Origin of the sequence: Kribbella albertanoniae, assembly GCF_004348455.1 — a bacterium.
GTDB classification, from domain to species: domain Bacteria; phylum Actinomycetota; class Actinomycetes; order Propionibacteriales; family Kribbellaceae; genus Kribbella; species Kribbella albertanoniae.
The window spans coordinates 1-19,249 of the sequence record NZ_SMKA01000026.1 but is presented as its reverse complement, the minus strand read 5'-3'; the positions used below and the strand labels follow the sequence as shown (position 1 = coordinate 19,249).

Annotated in this window: 16 protein-coding genes; 10 read left to right on the top strand and 6 right to left on the bottom strand. The window is 66.6% G+C overall.

Translation table 11 applies throughout. The features are described from left to right. The first annotated feature begins 89 nt into the window (after positions 1-89). Together E1261_RS09315 and E1261_RS09310 are read left to right on the top strand one after the other, a co-directional pair. Positions 90-1,094, top strand: a complete 1,005-nt coding sequence (locus tag E1261_RS09315) for an ArsR/SmtB family transcription factor (RefSeq protein WP_132404830.1) — start codon at positions 90-92, stop codon at positions 1,092-1,094. A 501-nt stretch (positions 1,095-1,595) separates the two neighbouring features. Beyond that, positions 1,596-5,135 carry a S8 family serine peptidase gene (locus E1261_RS09310; RefSeq protein WP_132404828.1) on the top strand — a complete coding sequence of 1,180 codons (3,540 nt, stop codon included), beginning with the start codon at positions 1,596-1,598 and terminating at the stop codon, positions 5,133-5,135. 42 nt (positions 5,136-5,177) lie between these two features. Here the strand turns inward: E1261_RS09310 and E1261_RS09305 are convergent, their stop codons facing one another. Both E1261_RS09305 and E1261_RS09300 read right to left on the bottom strand, forming a co-directional pair. Then, positions 5,178-5,417, bottom strand: coding sequence for a hypothetical protein (locus E1261_RS09305; protein WP_132404826.1), 240 nt, complete (start codon positions 5,415-5,417; stop codon positions 5,178-5,180). Positions 5,418-5,444: 27 nt separating this feature from the next. Beyond that, complete coding sequence (locus E1261_RS09300) at positions 5,445-6,110, bottom strand: DUF4097 family beta strand repeat-containing protein (RefSeq protein ID WP_132404824.1); 666 nt, start codon at positions 6,108-6,110, stop codon at positions 5,445-5,447. A 269-nt stretch (positions 6,111-6,379) separates the two neighbouring features. Here E1261_RS09300 and E1261_RS09295 point away from each other — a divergent pair, with 269 nt between their 5' ends. After that, complete coding sequence (locus E1261_RS09295) at positions 6,380-7,075, top strand: HNH endonuclease family protein (protein ID WP_202874526.1); 696 nt, start codon at positions 6,380-6,382, stop codon at positions 7,073-7,075. A 7-nt stretch (positions 7,076-7,082) separates the two neighbouring features. Here the strand turns inward: E1261_RS09295 and E1261_RS09290 are convergent, their stop codons facing one another. Together E1261_RS09290 and E1261_RS09285 are read right to left on the bottom strand one after the other, a co-directional pair. Continuing rightward, positions 7,083-7,907 (bottom strand): hypothetical protein, encoded by an 825-nt coding sequence (locus tag E1261_RS09290; protein ID WP_132404822.1) that lies wholly within the window; start codon positions 7,905-7,907, stop codon positions 7,083-7,085. Beyond that, entirely contained in the window at positions 7,904-8,515 is a 612-nt protein-coding gene (locus E1261_RS09285; RefSeq protein WP_132404820.1) for a hypothetical protein, read from the bottom strand. The genes E1261_RS09290 and E1261_RS09285 overlap by 4 nt, the downstream gene beginning before the upstream one ends. 191 nt (positions 8,516-8,706) lie before the next feature. Here E1261_RS09285 and E1261_RS09280 point away from each other — a divergent pair, with 191 nt between their 5' ends. Both E1261_RS09280 and E1261_RS09275 read left to right on the top strand, forming a co-directional pair. After that, a complete protein-coding gene (locus E1261_RS09280; RefSeq protein ID WP_338033919.1) occupies positions 8,707-9,519 on the top strand; it encodes an alpha/beta fold hydrolase in 813 nt (270 codons plus the stop codon). A 79-nt stretch (positions 9,520-9,598) separates the two neighbouring features. Continuing rightward, entirely contained in the window at positions 9,599-11,764 is a 2,166-nt protein-coding gene (locus E1261_RS09275; protein ID WP_132404816.1) for a discoidin domain-containing protein, read from the top strand. Here the strand turns inward: E1261_RS09275 and E1261_RS09270 are convergent. Next, the gene (locus E1261_RS09270; protein WP_132404814.1) at positions 11,736-12,653 is read right to left on the bottom strand and encodes a helix-turn-helix domain-containing protein; all 918 of its coding nucleotides are present in this window, start codon (positions 12,651-12,653) and stop codon (positions 11,736-11,738) included. The two genes, E1261_RS09275 and E1261_RS09270, sit on opposite strands and share 29 nt — an antisense overlap. A gap of 64 nt (positions 12,654-12,717) precedes the next feature. Here E1261_RS09270 and E1261_RS09265 point away from each other — a divergent pair, with 64 nt between their 5' ends. The 4 genes from E1261_RS09265 to E1261_RS09250 are packed head-to-tail and all read left to right on the top strand — an operon-like array spanning position 12,718 to position 17,065. Further along, positions 12,718-14,046, top strand: a complete 1,329-nt coding sequence (locus E1261_RS09265) for a glycoside hydrolase family 36 protein (protein ID WP_202874524.1) — start codon at positions 12,718-12,720, stop codon at positions 14,044-14,046. After that, a complete protein-coding gene (locus E1261_RS09260; RefSeq protein WP_238176089.1) occupies positions 14,039-14,950 on the top strand; it encodes a carbohydrate ABC transporter permease in 912 nt (303 codons plus the stop codon). The genes E1261_RS09265 and E1261_RS09260 overlap by 8 nt, the downstream gene beginning before the upstream one ends. A gap of 10 nt (positions 14,951-14,960) precedes the next feature. Beyond that, a complete protein-coding gene (locus tag E1261_RS09255; RefSeq protein WP_132404810.1) occupies positions 14,961-15,773 on the top strand; it encodes a carbohydrate ABC transporter permease in 813 nt (270 codons plus the stop codon). Between the two features lie 14 nt (positions 15,774-15,787). After that, the gene (locus tag E1261_RS09250) at positions 15,788-17,065 is read left to right on the top strand and encodes an ABC transporter substrate-binding protein (RefSeq protein ID WP_132404808.1); all 1,278 of its coding nucleotides are present in this window, start codon (positions 15,788-15,790) and stop codon (positions 17,063-17,065) included. Positions 17,066-17,103: 38 nt separating this feature from the next. Here E1261_RS09250 and E1261_RS09245 read toward each other — a convergent pair whose 3' ends face one another. Next, on the bottom strand, positions 17,104-18,300 hold the full coding sequence (locus tag E1261_RS09245) for an RNA-guided endonuclease InsQ/TnpB family protein (RefSeq protein ID WP_132404806.1): 1,197 nt from the start codon (positions 18,298-18,300) through the stop codon (positions 17,104-17,106). 101 nt (positions 18,301-18,401) lie between these two features. Between E1261_RS09245 and E1261_RS09240 the strand changes: the two genes are divergently transcribed. Next, the coding region (locus E1261_RS09240) for a phytanoyl-CoA dioxygenase family protein (protein ID WP_132404804.1) at positions 18,402-19,249 on the top strand (848 nt) is incomplete at its 3' end.

Below are 19,249 nucleotides of genomic sequence, written 5' to 3'. Positions count from 1 at the left end.
AGCGCCGCGTGGCAAGTTGAGGACATTGTGGCTTCGGGGTGGTGGAGGGCTGATAGAAAGAAGGCCTTCCGCCGCCCCGGAGGTGTTTTGTGCTACGGATTCACTTCAGCTTCTCCGACCTCACCAAGGTGACTGTTGCGCGTCATGCTTCGGCGGTTTGGGAGGTGCTGCTCAGTCTTCACATGTTGCAGCAGAGTGATGGCCGGGCGATTTTCGGGGACTGGCGGCGGCGGACGCAGGTGGCGGTTCGGCCGGAGGTGCTGGATCGGTTGCGGCGGTTGGCGCCGCCTCGGGGGTATTCGGCGGACTTCTTGACGCCCAGTGGCGAGGACGAGGACTTCAACACCGGGCTGGAGCGGATCCTCAGTACGCCGAAGCGGCAGTTCGATGCGCAGTTGGCGATGGTCGCGAAGTACCGCGCGCCGAACGCCTGGGCCACGGCGCTCGGTTCGGGGCATCCGCGTGTGGTCGAGGAGCTGGGCGAGGCGCTGAGGGAATACCACGCCGCCGCGATCACACCGCACTGGCAGGCGATCAACGCCAGGGTTGCCGGGGGCAACGGCCGCGTCGGGGACGAGATCGGGCGGATCGGGCTCGACCAGGTCTTGTCCACGTTGGGTCCCGGCATCCGCTGGAAATCACCTGTCCTCGAGATCGACTCCATGATCGGGCCGGACCTACACCTCCAAGGGCGCGGGTTACGCCTGCAGTACTCGGCGTTCTGCTGGCGCGCTCCGACCAAACTCCTGGAGCCCGACGCCACACCAATCCTCGTGCTTCCGTTCCCGGCTCACGCCGGCCCCTTCATCGGGCAGGCCGCGACGCGGTCAGGGCAGGACCGGGTGAGCGCATTGATCGGCGGCACGCGATCCGCCGTACTGGAAGCCACGATCAACGCCTGTACGACGACCGCCGTAGCGCGGGTGTGTGCGGTGTCGCTGGGGACCGCGAGCTACCAGCTGAGCATCCTGCGCGAGGGCGGCCTGGTCCGCAGCCACCGCCGCGGCCCCTCCGTCGAACACCGCATCACACCCCTCGGTCTGCGCATCCTCTCCGCCACCGGCGAATACACCGCCCCCACCCTCACCGCCTAGGCCCCATCACAACGTCCGAAAGATCGGAGGGCCCTCCTCCGGATGCTCGGACGTTATCCACGGCTCCCAGCTAACGTCCGAAAGAACGGAGGGCCCTCCTCCGGATATTCGGACGTTAGGAGAACCTGCAGCCAACGAGTCACTTAGTCGGTAATTTTTGGGTGCTATCTGACCATTTCTTTCCGACTAACGCACCCCCGACTGCCCCGGGACCCGAGATTGCGGAACGAGTCTCACCTTGAGGCTCCACCAACCATCTGACACCCACCTCAACGGTCGAACCGTGCTCAAGGTCAACCGGCCGGCTCACCTTGAGCACTCCTCAACCACTTGCCGGTCGCGCTCATGGTTGAACCGTGCTCAACGTCGTACCCGGCTCGCGCAGAAGCCAGCGGCATCGATGCAGCACCCAACCGCATTCGACCGGTGTCGAAAGGTCAACGTTCGCGTTCAACTCTTCGTCCTGTGGCGCATGGATTTCCACAGTGATGGAGCAAGGCGATGACGGTACGACGACGAGTGGTGGCTGGGCCTTTGGTGGCGCTGCTGGGGATCGGCCTGCTGGCGCTCGGGCTGCAGGGGACGCCAGCGGACGCCGCGCAGAAAGAGGCGATCGGGCCGGAGCAGGTGGTGACCCTGGTGACCGGGGACAAGGTGACGGTCCGGCCGGATGGCACGACGTGGCAGGTGCGCGTCGAGCCACGCGCCGGGCGACGGACCGGGTTCTTGCAGAACGTCGGGCCGAAGGGTGTGGCGGTGATTCCGGCCGATGTGGCGCCACTGGTCCGCGACGGCAAGCTGGATCGCGCTCTCTTCGATGTGACCGGGCTGATCGCCCAGGGCCTCGCTGACGGGAGGAGTACGTCGCTTCCGTTGCTGGTGCAGACCGACGGGCGCCGGTCGGCCGGGACACTCGGGCGGCTGACCCGGCAGCTGGCGAAGGGGAACCTCGCGGCCGTTTCAGCACCGAAGGGGACGGCACTCGATCAGTTGCCGGCCGGGATCAAACGCGTTTGGCTGAACCGACGTGCCAAGCCCACGCTGGACGTCAGCGTTCCGCAGGTCGGCGTACCGGACGCGTGGCAGGCCGGGCATACCGGCAAGGGCGCCAAGATCGCCGTACTGGACACCGGATACGACGCCGAGCACCCGGACCTGAAGGTTGCCGCAAGCAAGGACTTCACCGGCGAGGGGATCCAGGACGACGTCGGTCACGGGACGCATGTCGCGTCGATCGCGGCCGGGCGCGGTACGGCGTCGAAGGGCAAGTTCACCGGGGTCGCCAAGGACGCCGGGCTGCTGATCGGCAAGGTCTGCACCTGGGATGGCTGCTCCTGGGACGCGATCATCGCCGGCATGCAGTGGGCGGCCGACAGCGGCGCCAAGGTGGTCAACCTAAGCCTCGGCGGCGACCCCTCTGACGGAACCGACCTGCTCTCCCAAGAACTCAACCGCATCTCGGCCGCGTCCGGCATCCTGTTCGTGGTCGCTGCCGGAAACTCAGGTCCTGCCGGTCTGGTCTCGAGTCCGGCGTCCGCCGACCGCGCGCTCGCGGTCGGAAGTGTCACCAAACAGGACGAACTGAGTGAGTTCTCATCGGTCGGACCGCGCTTCGGCGACTACGGACTCAAGCCAGACCTCGCGGCACCGGGATCGGACATCGTCGCCGCTCGCGCCAAGGGCACACTGGGCGATGAGGCCGTCGACGAGCACTACGCACGGCTGTCCGGTACGTCGATGGCCGCGCCGCACGTCGCCGGGGCGGCCGCAATCCTCGCCGGCCAGCACGCTGACTGGACCGGAGACCGTCTCAAGGCGGCGCTGATGAGCAGCGCCCAACCGCTCGACGGCATCTCGGCCTTCGCCCAGGGAGCCGGTCGGCTCGACGTCGCCCGCGCCGTCCGCCAGCAAGTCAGCACCGAGCCGGCCGCGCTGCAGTTCGGCCGCCTCGTCTGGCCGCATTCGGATCGCCAGCCGATTGCCCGCAAGGTGACCTTCCGGAACACCGGTACGACGGCGGTCACGCTGGCCACCAAGTTCGACGTACTGGACGCGGCCGGTCAACCCGCACCCGCCGGGTTCGCCCAGGTCGATGCCGCGACCTTGACGGTGCCCGCCGGTGGTCAGGCCGTGGCGACCGTGACCGTCGACCCAAAGCTGGGCCCGCTGGGCACTTTCCAGGGCCGGCTCATCGCGCGTTCGGCCGATGGTGGCGTGGTCGTCCAGACGCCGTTCGGCGTACACAAGGAAGAAGAGTCCTTCGACTTCCACCTGAAGGCCGTCGATCGGAACGGCGCGGTGCTGCCGGCTGCCGGCTCGGACGCCAAGGTACACATCGTCAACCTGGACCGCCCGGACATCGTTTTGTTTCCGGTCGAGCCCGGTGCGAAGGTGCGCCTGCCCAAGGGGCGCTACCAGGTGACTGCCTACATCTACACCGCGGACGCCGGCTATGTGATCCCATCAGTGACCGCGTACGCCCAACCGGACTTCGTCCTCGCCGGGGATCGCGAACTCACCATCGATGCCCGGGAAGGCGTGCCGGTACGTCATCGCGTCGACCGACCGGGCCGGACAGCCGGCACCTTCGCGATGGCCGCCGAGACCGCCGCCGGGCGGAGTACCTACTCGTCCTGGTTCGCGGACCGCAGTTTCGCCGTACCGACGTCCGCATCGACGGCGACGTTCGCCTTCCTGGACGGATCGTCGATCGAGGCAGACGAAGCACTGCTCACTGACCGGCGAGGCAAGGCGATCTCGGTGGACTGGGCAGGGAACAACGCACGGTTCACCGGCAGCCGCCGGCTCCGGACGGTGAACGTCGGTCATGCCACCGACGCCGACCTGGCCACGGCCGATGTCAAAGGCAAGCTCGCCATGTTCACGCTGGATTCGAGCGAGGTCAGTGACTACGCGGCCCGGGTCCAACGGCTCGCCGACCTCGGCGCGGCAGCCACGCTCAACTACCTCACCGATCTGAACGCCTGGCCGGGTGACGACCCGGTTCTGCCCAGTGTCATCGCCGACGGTCCCGAGGTACGCAAACTCGTGGCTGACGCCGGATCATGGACAACGCTCATCGGGCGGCCGCAGAGCCCCTATCGGTACGACGTTCTGTTCGGACACCGAGGCGGGATCCCGGCGGCGCTCGATCGGCGGATCCGCGATCGCGATCTGATCACCGAGCAGACGGCCTACCACGGCACTTCGGGTCAGACCGCGGCCCTGCTACCCGTCGGCTCCACGGGCGACCTCGGGCAGCTCGGAATCGTTTGGGCCGAGCACATCACCCTTCCGTTGCAGCGCACCGTGCTGAGGTCAGCGGCCCCGACGACGTGGACGGACGAGCTGTTCACCGACAGCGGCCACTACCGGAGCAGGCCACTGAACCGAGGGCCGGGCCGGATCAAGACTCACTGGCTCGCGCCCGTCACCGGCCCCGCGCCGGCCGACCAGGCGACCCGCGACGGTGACGGGATGTCGATCCGGCTGCCGCTCGTGTCCGACGGCGCCGGTCACGCGGCCTTCGCCGCCAGCGAGGGATACGAAGGGTCAACCACCCTCTGGCGAGACGACCAGCAGCTCGCCCATTCCGACAAACCTGGGGGCCCCTTGACGATCGACGTCCCGGCGGACGAGGCGACGTACCGGCTGACCGCTACCGCCCAGAGATCCGGTACGCCGACAAAGGTCAGCGCTGAGTGGACGTTCCGCTCCGGCCGTACGGCGGATGTCCAGCCGCTGCCGCTGGTCACGGTCGGCCTGCAACCGCCCGTCCGTCTCGACAACACCGCGCCGGGTGAGGTCTCGTTCCGGATCCCCGTCGCGGCACGTCCGAGTGCTGGCGGACTGTTGGTCACGGTCCAGTCGGTCGAGTACTCGACCGACAACGGTAATACCTGGACCGGCGCCACACTCGCGAACGGCACGGCTACCGTCAAGCACCCGGCCGCCGGCTGGATCTCTTTGCGGGCCACCGCGAAAGATGCCTCCGGCAACCAAGTCGTCCAGACAACACTCAGCGCCTACCAGCTGAGGTAAGACCAGGGCAGCCCCGAACCCCTTTCGCGGGTTCGGGGCAGCCTAGTCAACGAACCGAGTGGTGAACACGGAGTCCGGGACGATGAGTACGACGTTCTGACCCGTCGGCGTGGAATGCAGTTGCTGGAGCGCCACCTCGGTGTGCGGCGAGCCGAGCGCGACGATGTAGCGGGCGAGCTCAACTCTGGCCTCCGCCTCGGTGGCGTAGACCTCGCCCGTGCCCAGCGGCGAGGAGAACGGGTTGTCGTAGCTGTAGTGCGCCCAACTCCATTGGGTGTCCATACCCGACAACCTATCCAGGCCATGCGGTCAGAGACTGCGGGCGCTGATGTCGCCGTGGGCGGTGGTCGCGTGGATGGTGAGTTCCGGCGTACCGTCGGCGTTCTTGAGTGAGTTCTCGATCCGGCCGTAGGTCGTACCGGCGTCGAGGGAGGCAGAGACGCCGTGGGCAGCCTGCACCGACAGGTTGCCGGATTGCGTCCGTACGACGACGTTGCCGCGGACGGCCTCGCCGATCCGGATGTCGCCCTTGCTGGTGGTGATTTCCGCGTCACCGCTGAGACGGCCGACCGAGATGTCACCGGCGAGTGCCGTGAGGCGCACCCCGGCCGCCTCATCGACGACGACCTCGCCGTACGCGCCGTCGAAGGTGACGTCGCCAAGCCGCCCGTCGGTCCGGAAACCGGCGGCAGCCGCCTTCGCCTCGACCGTCGAATCAACCGGAAGCTGAACGGTGACCTCGATGGATCCCGAGCTGCCGAAGATCCGGTTCATCGTAACGGCCTCGATCCGTACGACGCCGTCGGCGTACTCGACCGTGGTCTGCTCGGCGACCTCGACGTCGCGACCCTTCGACGCGTTCGCGGGCCGAACGTCGACGACGGTGTCGCCCCGCTCCGTGGCAACGAACCGCACCCGACCAGCCGGGATGTCGGCAACGACGGTGATCGGCGCAGGGGTGTCGAACTGGTACATGGTGTTCTCCTGAAGGTTCATGAGTGCTGATGGATTCGATCGGCAAGCGATCACAAGAACCACGATGACCCGCCCCCCTGACACCACCCAGACACCGCCCTGACACCCCCTGACACGCCCCACTACGCCCGGATCCGACGTCCGACGGGGCGGCCACGCCTGCGGATCCGTCGGACGTTGGGGCGGCAGGTCGGCTGGCGGGTCTCAGCCGTCCTCTTGTACGGCGATCCTCGGACGCGCGATCGGGGTGAGCAGGTACTGTCCGGCCGGTGACTCGCCGTCTGTTTGTTGTCGCCTGCCTGGTTTCCGCAGTACTCACGGGGTGCACGTTTCCCTCGGCTGGGGCCGATCCGGGTCCGACGGCACCAACGTCGAGTGCTTCGCCGGGGACGGGTAATGCGATCGCGGCCGCGCTGCGCCAAGTGCGTGTGCTCGGGGAGCGGCCCGAGGTGCGCGGGTATCGGCGCGATCAGTTCGGCCGCGCGTGGTCCGACGACCATTCGGGGCTCGGGGGTCACAACGGCTGCGACACCCGCAACGACGTGCTCGCAGCGCAGTTGCAGGCGCCCGAGTATCGCGGCAAGTCGCGTTGTGTCGTGATCGCCGGCACACTGCTGACCGATCCGTACACCGGAAAGCGCCTCGAATTCCGGAAGGCGAAGGCCTCGGAGATTCAGATCGACCACATCTATCCGCTGTCGCGCGCCTGGGACATGGGCGCCTCCCGCTGGCCGCAGCAACGTCGCGTCGACTTCGCCAACGACGAGGCGATGAACCTGATCGCCGTCGACGGGCCGGCCAACGCATCGAAGGGCGACTCCGGCCCCGGCGAGTGGCTACCGATCAACCGCAACTACCGCTGCACCTACGCCCTGCGCTACCTACAGGTGGCCCACAAATGGTCCCTACCCATCACCACCGCCGACCGCAACTCCGTACAAGCGATCACCCGCCTCTGCCCCTAGGGCCCGGCTACTGCGAGTGGATCGGCACTGGCCGGGTCCCAAGGTTCCGGACCGAGGTAGTCAGCAGGTGGTTGCCTCGGGCATCAATGATGCAGCGGGCCAGGTCCTTGGTCCCGCTCTCGACGGCGAAGACCCTGACCTCGAGATCCTCGACCAGCGCTCCCGGCACCTGGTCGAGGTACCGGGCGGCCGCCAGTTGGCACTCGGCGTCGGAGGCGCGGCGCGTGCTGCCGGTGGCGACGTACTCTCCACTGTGCAAGGCCGAACAGGCCACGTTCTTGGTGACCCGCCGATCGACACAACGTCGCCACGCCGCGCCGCTCGAACCCTGCAGAGCGTCGCGCGCCGATCCGCTGACCTCCCGGCCGGCATCGACCGCGCACCGTCCGGCGGGCGACTGCGCGACCTTGGCGACCGTCACGTCCAGGCCGGTCTGACCGCCGAGGAAACCGATGACGGCGGCGTGATCGCAGGATGCACTCTGCGGAATCTCCTCGTACCGGTGCGGCTCACGGCAGTCGACCGCTGTACGGCGAGAAGTCCAGCAACCGTGCTCGGGAGCAGTCGAGGGCACCGGCGTGCTGGATGGCGATGACGGCCGCGGGGTGCTCGACGTACCACTGGTCACTGTCGGGAGCTCGGCTTCGTCTGCCCCGTCGGGGACGATCCACTTGATCCCGCCGGCGATCAGCCCAATCAGTGCCGCGATCTCACTGATCATGATCAGAGTCTTGAGCACCGGATGATCGTTGAGACGATCGAGATGCCGGAACACCGTGGCGCGCCGGTTGCCCGGAGGCGGCTGCACCTCCGGGCTGTCCGGATCGGTCAAGACAGCACCATGTTCATCAGCACCGCCTCGACGGCGCCGCTGCCGCTGCACTCCGCGGTCTCCTTCAGCGAAACAATGATCTTCAGCGCGTTGACCTTCGGCACCGGCAGGTCGAAGGCAGCGATCTGGTTGAGCTTCACGCTCTTCTGATCCCGGTACTGACCGTTGGTGTCGACCCGAACCACCAGCACCAGATCGGAACTCTCCGACGAGTTGCTCTGGCCGAACTCCAGCTTCAACCGGCCGAAGTTGTTCGCCAGCCGCAGCTCCAGCGTCTGCTCGTACCCGCAACCGCTCAGGATCCCGCCGATGCCGGTCGACTGTTTGCGGTCGGCAACGTCGTACCGGCCGTCCTTCCAGCCGTCGGGATACTTGAAGATGTTGCCCAGCACCAACGGCCGCCCGGCAACATCCGCGGCGAGCGCAACCGGCGTCGCCGAGTCGGTCGGCTCGGTCGGGTCGTCGACCACCACCGGCGTCGACGAAGTCGCGCTCGGCGCCGGCGCGGACGCCTGGACCGTCTCCGTCACCGTGACAGTCGCCGCCGGCTGACCACCACCTTCAGCTGCTCCCCCACATCCCGCGGCCGAGAGCAGCGCTCCAGCCAACAGACCCACCACAACAGTTCGGTTCCCACCCCTGGTTCCCCACATCTGCGGGATGCTACGCAGCTACTCTGCGTGAGTCCATGGATCAATCATTTGAACCGAGAGTAGTCACCAATCCGTGATCCGAGCCTGATCAGGAATAGTGGGCCGGGTGGACTCGACACTTCCCTCGGATCGACGGCCGCTGGTCAGTGGCTCCCTTCGATCGAGCAGGCGGACTTCCTGTGCTGCTGCTGCATGGATGGCCAGTGACTGAGCATCATTGGCGGTATCTCGAAAGTGCCTTGCGCGCCACGGGCATGCAACCTCTGAGCATCACGGTCCGAGGACTTGGCGATGGCGTGGTGACCGGAGACTTCGCCAAGGAAACGTTGGCGGACGAGGTCGCGGACGTCGTGGCCGAGCTCAACCTGGGCCCTGTCGCGGTCGTCGGCCACGACTGGGGCGGCACCGTCGCGTATGTGCTTGCCGCCAAGCATCGGCAGCAGGTGATCGCGTTGGTCGAGGAAGAGGAGATTCCGCCTGGGGTGGATGCTCCGATCCCCGAGGAGGGACAGTCCCACTACCCCGATTGGCACGCTCCACTCCTGCGCGCCGACGGAGTGGCGCGACGGCTGCTGGCCGGACGCCTGGACGACTTCCACCGAGAGTTCCTGGATGCGAGCGGAGGTCCCGCGGGACTCGATCCGACAGCCGTGGCCGCTTACCTCCAGGCGTACCCCGCGGAACGACAGATCGACGCCGACATCGCCCTGTACGCCTCCCGGCCGGCTGACCTGGCGACGATGGAACGACTTCGACGCACACCGTTGACGATCCCGGTCCTGACCGTCGGCGGCCGGTACGCGATGGGTACCGCAGTCAACGAAGCCTTCCGGCAGCTCGCCACCAACGTCACCCATGTTCAGTCAGAGAAGTCGGGACACTACCCACTCGAACAGGACCCCGACACCGTGCTCCGCCCTCTTGTCGACTTCCTGACGACGTCAAGGCCCTCGTCCTGATCCGCCGTAGCCGGATGATGCAGGGATTCAGCAACCCTGGTGATGTCGGGTGTCCAAGTTGCGTCGTTAGGTTGCGGCCATGTTCAGACTCAGCGCTGTCATCGCCCTGGCGACCACCGTCGCGGCCGGCTGGATCGCAGTACCCACCGAGGCGGCCGCCGCGCCTATTCCGGTGCAGGTGCTCAGCCTCACCGACTTGCATGGCTATCTGTCCGAGACCGAGAACCTGACCATCGCCGGCCCCGCGGGCAGCCTTCCCGTCGGTGGTGCGGCGTACCTGAAGGCGCATCTCGACAAGCTGCGCGCCGGGAAGCCGAACAGTTTTCTGATCGGGTCCGGCGACCAGTTCAGCGGGTGGCCCGACTACACCCAGGGGTTCGCGAACGAGCCGACGATCGAGGTGCTGAACGAGTTCGGGCTCGACTTCGACGTGGCCGGCAATCATGAGTTCGACCGCGAACTGCCGTTCCTGCGGCGGATGATGTCGGGGGCCTGCTACGGCAAGCCGGGCTTCGACACGTGCTTCACCGATTCCCGGGGCAGGGCGTTCCAGGGCACCGATTACTCGTACCACGCAGCCAACGTCGTCGCCGCCAAAACGCAGCGGCCGGTGCTTCCGCCGTACTGGATTGCGCAGGCGGGCACAGCGCGCGTTGGGTTCATCGGACTCGGCTTCCCTGGTACGCCGAACGAGACGTTGTCGATCGAGCAGTCGGGGCTGGAGTTCCAGGGGCTGGTCGACGCGGCGAACCGGGCTGCGGCCGAGCTCAAGGCGCAAGGCGTGAACGCGATCGTGGTCAGCATGCACGAGGGCGGGCAGCAGGGCGGGCTGTTCAACGACTGCAAGAACCCGGTCGGCCCGATCTTCGACGCCGCCCGGGCGATGTCGCCCGAGATCGACGTGATCCTCGGTGGGCACTGGCACACCGCGTTCAACTGCATGATTCCTGACCCGTACGGCGTTCCGCGGCCGGTGCTCGAGGCGTCGAATCACGGGCGGGTGCTCGGCGAGGTCAACCTGGCGCTCGATCCTGCGACCGGCGAGGTGATCCGCTCGGCGACGACCGCCACGAACCACGCTGTCACCAAGGACCTCACGCCCGACCCGGCGGTCCAGAAGATCGTGAAGTACTGGATGGACAAGTGGGCGGTCCGGCAGCGGCAGCCGCTGGCCAAGCTCGATCGCGATCTCGACTTCGCCAAGACGGCCGAGAGCCGCACCGGCAATCTGGTCGCGGATCTCTACCGATCGGAGGCTGCTCACCCAGCGGACGGTGGCGCGGACTTCGCCTTGGTACCGGCCGATCTGGGCATCGATGTGATCGCGGCCGGGCTCAAGGCCGGGACGGTCTCCTTCGGCGACGCCTGGCCGGTGGCCGGGATCTCGCCGATCACCACGCTCGAACTCAAGGGTTCGGTCGTGGAGCAGATCCTCGAGCAGCAATGGATTCCGCCGGCGTACGGGTGCTCGCGGTTGTCGTCGCTCGCCGTCTCGAACGAGGTCCGGTACACCTACGATCTCGGCAAGCCGGTGGGCGATCGGGTGGATCCGGCCAAGGTGCTGATCCGCGGCAAGCGACTGAAACTCGACAAGACCTACCGGGTGGCGACCAGCGCGGCGATGCCGTTGCACGGCGCGCAGTACGGGTATCCGGGGTTCCAGCAGTTCACAGGGCTGGATCGGGCGCCGCGGATGGGCCAGGAAGTGTTCCTGAACCACTTGCGGAGGCAGCAGTCGATCACGGCGCCTGCGCTCGGCCGCGTGACGGCAATCCCGGGTACGCCGCCGCCCGTGGACGGGCCGTTCGGACCGCTGAATCTGCTGCCCCAGAAGGAGATGACGGCCACGGCGACCAGCCAGGGGTCAGCGACCAACAATCCCGCGGCGGCGCTCGACGGCAGTTGTACGACGATGTGGCACTCGAACTGGAGCCCGCACGCGCCACTGCCGCAGCACATCACGCTCGATCTCGGCCGGAGCCGTTCGATCGAGGCACTCGTCTACACCCCGCGCCAGGACGCGTCACCGAACGGCCGGATCTTCAAGTACGACGTCCAAGTCAGTGCCGACGGCATCAACTTCCAATCAGTTGCCACCGGCAACTGGGACGACACCAAGCCGGCCAAGATCGCCCGCTTCACCGCCGGTACGACGGGGCGCTACGTCCGGCTGATCGGCCTCGAGGGTGGTGCGAACTACGCGGCGGCGACCGAGCTCAATATTGCTCTAGCTCCGGGCTCCTGACCTTCTCGCGGTACTTCGTCGGCGGCAGGCCGAAGCGCTGACCGAACTGCCGGCTGAAGTAGTGCGGTGACTCGAAACCCACCGCACGAGCAATCTGTACGACGGACATGTCGGTCGCGCCGAGCAGTTCGGAGGCGCGCTGCAGCCGGAGCCCGACGACGACGTTCATGATCGAGTCGCCCACCTGCTCCTTGAACAGGTGGGCGAGTCTCGAAACCGACACCTGCGCGAGGCCGGCGAGGCTGGTCAGCGTGTACGGGCGGGCCGGGTCGGAGGTGACCGCGTCCAGCACCAACTGCACTCGTGGGTCGAGGTGGCGAGTGTCTCTGCGGAGGCTGCTGGTGGCGACCAGCAAGACCTCCTCGATGCCGTTCATCGTCAACTGGACGGCGAGGTTCTTCTCCAGCAGGTGCAACTCGGTGTCGCCGGTGGGTGACAGGCCAGCGAGCTGGGCGTCGCGATGGAGACGGGCGAACGCGGACACGAGCCGGTCGGTCTCCGATGGCCGAGTCAGCCGGACGTAGGACAGGCCGGGCATTGCCTGCGGCAACGACCACCAGGCATGCCACTCGCGGCGCGGCTGGAAATGCGCCCACCAGGTCTCCCAGTAGGTGCCGACGGTCCCGTAGTCGTGCTCGGTGCCAGGGCTGACGAGAACGAGGTCGCCGTGGCGGAGCGTCAGCTTGTCCCCGCCGATCTGGAAATGACCAGTGCCGCCGGCGGTGTAGAGCAGGTACCAACTGCCGACGCCGTCCGGGCGAAGCACCCGATAATCGCCGCCACTGTGGAAGTGGCCGGTCACCAGTTTGCTCGGCGGCGGGATCTCGCTGTACAGCTCGATCAGCACCTGGGTAGCAAGATCGTGCTCTAAATCAGCAGGCTCTGTCATGGTGCACCCTTCACGCGGATCCCTAGATTACTCACACAGCAGCAAGATCCTGTACCCCACAGAAGTGAGGATCCCCGTGGGTTTCGTCCCCGTCACCGAGCTCGCCCACGACGCCACGACCCGTGTCTTCGAACACGGCTGGCAGTCCTGGAGCCCCAGCGGCTGGTACCCGCTGGACGCGCGACCGCCGCGGCCAACCGCCCCCAATCACCACGTGATGGCCTACCGGCCGGGCGTAACAGCGCAGGGTTTCCAAGGTGAGGGCCTGCTGGCCGTTGCGACCGGCAACGAGGTGGTTGTGTTCAGCGCCAGCTCACCGGATCACGTGCCGTCGATCCGCTGTGAGGTGCGGGGAGATGTCATCGTGGTGTCCGCCGACGGTGAGGTGCAGGTCAGCTCCGGCGAGTACGCGAACGCGAATCAGGCATTGGCTGACTGGGCCGACGGATTCGCGTCCGTCGAGCACGCCGTACGGGTGTTCGGGCCGTCGTGGTGCAGCTGGTACGCGTACTGGGGCAAGGTCACCGAGCGCGATGTGATGTCCGAGGTCCGGCAGTTCGACGGACACGATCTCAGCGTCGACCTCGTGCTGCTCGACGAGGGCTACCAAGCGGAGATCGGCGACTGGCTGACCCCGCGGGAGGACTTCGGCTCGACCGTCCGGCTGGCCGCTGACATCCGCTCCGGCGGTCGACGCGCCGGCATCTGGGTCGCTCCCTTCCTCGTCGGCAGCAAGAGCGAGACCGCCCGCCGGCATCCCGAATGGCTCGTCCCGGGCATCACCGCCGGCACCAATTGGGGCCAAGAGCAACTAGTACTCGACGTCACCCACCCCGGCGCCGCCCGCCACCTCCAGGACGTCTTCACCGAACTGTGCCGCCAGGGCTACGACCACTTCAAACTCGACTTCCTGTACGCCGGTGCCATCGAGGGCGACCGTCATGAGCAACTCGACGGGATCGCCGCCTACCGCCACGGCCTGCGCCTGCTCCGGGAAGCGGTCGGCCCCAACCGTATCCTGCACGGTTGCGGCGCCCCGATTCTCCCCAGCCTCGGTTTGGTTGACTGCATGCGGATCTCCCCTGACACCGACCCGCTGGTCGACCCGCCGTCGGGCGACATCTCCCAACCCGGCCAGCGTGGCGCCCGCTCCACCTCGGTCGCCCGCGAGTTCCTGCACGGCCGCTGGTGGGCCAACGATTCGGACTGCCTGATCGTGCGACCCGACGTACAGGCTCGTGAGGAGTGGGCCGCGCACATCGAGAACGCTCCCGGGCTGCGGATGTCCAGCGACCCGATCGGCGATCTCGACCAGTGGGGTCTCGCCCGCACCCGGGAGTTGCTCACGCCGAGCTCGCCCCGGCCGCATCCGTTGCGGGATCCCGATGCTTAGGCCTGCGCCCCGGCGTACCCGCCGCGTCCAACGACGGCAGCAGACCCTGGCCGGCTATGCGCTGCTCGCGCCGAGCATGATCGGCGTCCTCGGCTTCCTGCTCGCGCCGGTGCTGATCGTGATCGTGCTCAGCCTCTTCGACTGGAAGTTGCTCTCCACCCCCGAGTTCATCGGGCTCGCCAACTACCGCGAGCTGCTCAACGATGATGACGTCTGGCATTCGTTCCTTGTCACCCTGTACTACGTCCTGATCTGCGTGCCCGGCACAACCATCCTGTCACTGCTGCTCGCGCTGCTGGTCAACCGCAAACTCCGCGGCATGAAGTACTTCCGCGCACTCCTGGTCATCCCGTGGATGGCGACCCCGGTCGCGATGGGCCTGGTCTGGACCTGGATCTTCGACCCGGGCCGCGGTGCGCTGAACCAGTTCCTCGGTCTCTTCGGCCTCGACGGCCCGGCCTGGCTGTCGTCCCCGCTGCTGGCGATGCCGAGCGTCGCGGCCGTGCACATCTGGCAGTTCGCCGGCTACAACATGCTGTTCTTCCTGGCCGGGCTGCAGAACATCCCCGCATCGTTGCGTGAGGCATCGTCCCTGGACGGTGCTTCGCCCGTCGCGCACTTCTTCGCCGTCACCCTGCCGTTGCTCCGGCCAACCATGCTGTTCGTGCTGATCACCAACGTGATCGGCTCGTTCCAGGCCTTCGACACGATCTTCGTGATGACCGAGGGCGGCCCGGGCGACAGCACCGAGGTGGCGACGTACCTGATCTACGACGAGGCGTTCCGCAAGTTCGACTTCGGCTACGCCTCCACGATCTCCGTGCTGCTATTCGCGGTGATCCTGGTCGTCACGATCTCCCAGTTCGTCTACTTCGAGCGTCGCACGACGTACGACTTCTCCTGAGGTGGTGCCGATGTCGAGATACCGGATCCTGCCGTACGGCGTACTGGTGGCCGGCTGCCTGTTCGCGATCTTTCCCTACTACCTGACCCTGCTGACCGCATTCAAGGGCCCTGGGCAACTATTCGGTACGGCGCCGTGGGAGCCCGGGCTGCCACCCAGTACGGCGGCCTTCGACCGGCTGTTCGGATCGGGGTTCGGTGGGTATCTGGTCAACACCGTCGCGGTCACCGTGGGCATCACGGTCGGGCAGCTCGTGTTCGCCGTACTGGCTGCGTATGCCTTCGCACGCTTGTCGTTCCCTGGCCGGGACGTCCTGTTCTGGGTCTACCTGTCGACGTTGATGGTGCCGCCGGTGGTGACGATGATCCCGCTCTACCTGATGATGCAGAAGCTCGGGCTGGTGGATACGTGGGCCGGGCTGATCCTGCCGACCGTGCTCGGTACGCCGTACGCGATCTTCCTGTTACGCCAGTTCTTCCGGACGATCCCGGCGGATCTGGAGGATGCCGCCCGGATCGACGGCGCCGGGCGGGTGCGGACGCTGCTCTCGATCGTGCTGCCGCTGTCCAAGCCGATCCTGGTCACCGTCACCACGCTGGCCGTGGTCGCTAACTGGAACAGCTTCCTCTGGCCGCTCATCATCACCAGCAGCGAGGACAAGCGACTGCTCTCGGTCGGTATCGCCTTGTTCAAAAGCGAGATCGGCGTCGACTACAACGCGGTGATGGCCGGCAGTCTGATCGCGCTGGCGCCGCTGCTGGTGCTGTTCATCTTCTTCCAGCGCTTCATCGTCCGCTCGGTCGCCGTCACCGGGCTCAAGTAACTCCGGAGGTCATCATGTCCCATCCCCTGTCACGACGGACACTTCTGCTGGGCGCTGCCGGTCTCGCCGGTCTGACCGCTTGCGGCTCGTCCACCGACAAGACAAGCAGCGGCGGCAAGACCGAGCTCGTCTATCGCCTCTGGGACGAGCAGCAGGAGGTCGGCTACAAAGCGGTCTTCGCTGCCTTCACCGCCGAAAATCCGGACATCACCGTCCGGATGGAGGTGCTGCCGTGGGACCAGTACTGGACCAAGCTCACCACTGAACTGGCCGGCGGCAAGGCACCCGATGTCTTCTGGCTGACGGTCGAGAACTTCCCCGACCTGGCCGGCAAGGGCGTGCTCGCACCACTCGACGACGTGATCGCCAGGGCCGGGATCAAGCTCGACTCGTACCACCCGAACGTCGTTCAGTCGTACAAGTTCGAGGACAAGCAGCTCGGTCTGCCGAAGGACCTCGGCGTGGTGGGCCTGCTCTACAACAAGTCACTGGTGGCCAAAGCCGGGATCACCATGCCCTCTGAACTCACCTGGGCCCCCGACGGCTCGGGTAACTTCCTGGAGATCGCCCGCAAGCTGACCGCCGGCGACAAGCAGTGGGGGTTCTGCTCCTGGAACCACAGCCAGACCCAGTGGCTGAACTGGATCGCGTCCAACGGCGGTAGGGCAATGGACAAGCCGTACGGCACCTTCGACTTCGCCGGGCCGAAGTCGGTCGAGGCCCTGCAGTGGGCCCGCGACCTGATCTTCAAGTGGCGGGTCTCGCCCGACGGCACGCGGACCAACCCACCGACCGGTCAGGCCACCGAGATGTTCTACCGCGGCGAGGTCGCGATGTTCCCGGCCAATAATGCGCTGCTGCCGTTCGCGTTGCCCGAGGTGAAGTTCCCGATCGGCGTCGCCGCGCTGCCTGCCGGACCGTCCGGACGCACGGTGGTGATCAACGGGCTGGCCGAGGTGATGTTCGCGAGGACCAAGCACCCCGAGGAGGCGGGGAAACTGATCGCGTTCCTCGGTTCGGAGAAGGCGCAGAAGCTGATGGGTGACGCCGGGTACGTCATCCCGGCCCTGAACGACGCGGGCGCGGGCTATGCGGCGTACTGGAAGCAGAAGGGTATCGACGTGCAGCCGTTCATCGACTCCGCCGCCGGCAGCACGGTGAACATGCCGATCGCCGAAGGCTGGACCGCGAAGGTTGCCGAGATCAACAAAGCGATGAACGACGTCTACCTGGACAAGACTTCGGTGTCCGGCATCGCCGGCACCCTGGACAAGATCGGAAACGAACGTTGACGTCCTCCCCGTCTATGAAGGACAGGGATTCCAAAACACTACCCAGACGTAGAGTGTTGAGGTTCACGCTTCGGCGAGACCTGTCCTGGCGTCTCTCGGCGTGCGCTGACGGCCCGTCCGGCCGCGATGTTGATAGCGGCGTTCACGTCCGCGTTCGCCTGATGCCCGCAGGCTACGCACCGAAACACCGCTTGACTCTTGCGGTTCTCCGGTACGCAATGCCCACAAACACTGCAGGTCTGCGACGTGTACGCAGGGTTCACCTTCTCGACCCGACCCGGCGCCTTGTGCTCCAGACGCCGCACCAGGGCACCCCAACCGTTGGCCAAGATGCCGCGGTTGAGACCCGCCTTCGCGCGACGACGGTTCGGCAAGTGCCTGCCGGGCCTTGCCGGATCGGGTTTCGGCTTGGGTCGCCCGATCATCTTGACGATGCGCAGGTCTTCCACGCGGATGATGGCGAACCGCCGTGCCAGGTCGGTGCTGGTCTTCTCCACCCAATCCTTGCGACGGTCACCGGAGCGGGCGTACAGCTTGGCGATCGCGGTCTTCACCCGTTGACGGCGCTGAGATGCGCGACGGCAGCGGCCAAGCCTGCGTTGCAGGTACTTCAACCGTTTCTGCTCATGGTCCGACAGGCCAGGGCAAGACAGCCGTTCACCCGTAGAAAGGGCCGCCGACACGGTGACTCCGCGATCCACGCCGACGACCTCCCCCGGACCGGATACGGGGATGGGCGGCGGGATAACGGCGAACGCGAGGTGCCAACGGCCCGACGGGTCGACGGTGATGCGGTACGACTTCGCCTCGGGAACGGCGCGGGACAGCCGGAACCGCACCCAGCCGACCTTCGGCACGTTCACCGCGGCCCACTTCCGGTTCAGCCTGACGATCCGGGATGCCTGGGATCCGACGATGCGGAACCCTTCGCAGCGCCCGGCTTTACGCCAGGTCGGCCGCCGGTGGGTACCTGCATAGAAGTTCCTGCATGCCTGGTCGAAGTCTCGCAGCGCCTGCTGCTGCACCATTTGCGACCCAGACCGCAGCCAGTCGAACGCGGATCGTGCCTCGGTCAGTTGCCGGCACTGTGCGACGTACCCCGGCGTCGGTCCCTTCTCGCGGGTCCACATCGCCCACTGCTCAAGCGCAAGATTCCACACGTACCGGGCATGCCCACATTGCTGCAGCAATGCTAGACGCTGCGCGGTGGTCGGGTACATCCGGAACCGGGACATGCCACCTATCCAATCAGCCGGGACCGACAATCCCCGATCAACGAACGGAGGCAGTCGCGATTCGTCCCGGCCCTGAAGGGCGGACTCCCGCGACCAATCAAATGAAGGACCTAACAGATTCGTCTGACCTGCTGCACAACGCCGCCACCTTGCGGTCACGCCTGTCCGAGGACGGGTTCCTCTTCTTCCGCGGTCTGTTGCCGGCGGCGGTGATCGATGACGTGCGTGGGCAGATCGCTCAGATTCTTGCTGATAGCCACTGGTTGGTGCCCGGGTCTGCGCCCGACGAACTGCGCGCTTCGGGTCGAGCCGTGGAGGAGGGGTCGGCGGGATTCTTCGGTGCGTACACGGCGATCCAGAGCACAGAGGCGTTTCATGCGTTGGCCGTGCGGCCGGAGTTGCTGGCGCTGGCGGAACGGTTGCTCGGGGAGCCCGCCTTTGCTCATCCGGCACACATCTGCCGGATCGCACCGCCGTCGCCGGGAGCCAATCCGACTCCGATCCATCAGGACTACCGGTTCATCCAGGGTTGCATCGACACGTTGACGACGTGGTTGCCGTTGAGCGCCGCTCCCCCGGAGATCGGTGGGCTTCGGGTGTTCGCGGGTTCGCCGCGGCTCGGCGTACTGCCGGTGAAGGCATCCGACGGCCCGGGGATGATGCGGGCCGAGGCCGATGAGAATCACCCCGAGTGGCGGACGACGACGTACCGGCCAGGGGATGTGCTGCTGTTCAGCAGCCTGACCGTGCACGGCGCAATGCCGAACAAGACCAACCAGCTACGCCTGTCGGCCGACTTCAGATACCAGGCAATCAGCTCGCCAATGGCAGTCGACGCCCTAGGCACGGGAAAGCCCCACTACCACCCAGACGTCCCCGACTTCCCGACCCTCACCCGGGGCTGGACCTCCACCGCAAGCATCGAAGTCCCACCCGAAGTCACCTACGT